1 protein-coding gene is annotated in these 836 nt (G+C 64.4%); it reads right to left on the bottom strand.

Features of this window, described 5'->3' with window-relative positions; genetic code table 11:
• Positions 1-836 (bottom strand): acyl-CoA carboxylase subunit beta (locus ACZXDY_RS46155; RefSeq protein WP_464350048.1); only part of this gene is annotated, 836 nt, incomplete at both ends.

Raw genomic sequence — 836 nt, 5'->3', positions numbered from 1 at the left:
TGCGAATAGGCGAACAGCAGCTTTGCGCCGTGCTTGATCAGGCCGCCATATTCCTGCGCGGTGCCGGGCAGGAAGCCGGGCACGTCGACGAAGGTGACGATCGGGATGTTGAAGGCATCACAAAAACGAACGAAGCGCGCAGCCTTGCGTGACGCATCGCTGTCGAGCACACCGGCGAGCACCATCGGCTGGTTGGCGACGAAGCCCACGGTGCGGCCGGCGATGCGGCCGAAGCCGGTGACGATGTTCTTGGCGAAGGTCTCGGAGATCTCGAAGAAGTCCCCCTCGTCCACGACCTTCAGGATCAATTCCTTCATGTCGTAGGGCTTGTTCGGATTGTCGGGGATCAGGGTGTCCAGGGACATGTCGACCCGGCCGATGTCGTCGAAGCTCGGCCACTCCGGCACGCCGTCGGTGTTGTTCGACGGCAGGAAGTCGATCAGCCGGCGCATCTGCAACAGCGCGTCGACGTCGTTCTCGAACGCGCCGTCGGCGATCGAGGAGCGCGTCGCATGCACCGAGGCGCCGCCGAGCTCCTCGGCGGTCACCACCTCGTTGGTCACGGTCTTCACCACGTCAGGACCGGTCACGAACATGTAGCTCGTGTTCTTCACCATGAAGATGAAATCGGTCATCGCCGGCGAGTAGACGTCGCCGCCGGCGCACGGGCCCATGATGACGGAGATCTGCGGGATCACGCCGGAGGCGATGACGTTGCGGCGGAACACGTAGGAATAGCCGGCGAGCGCGGCGACGCCCTCCTGGATGCGGGCGCCGCCGGCGTCATAGAGGCCGATGATCGGCGCCCGCGCCTTCATCGCCATGTCCTGGAGTTT

Source organism: Bradyrhizobium sp. LeoB3 (assembly GCF_055456055.1).
This window is presented reverse-complemented; position numbering and strand designations above follow the sequence as displayed.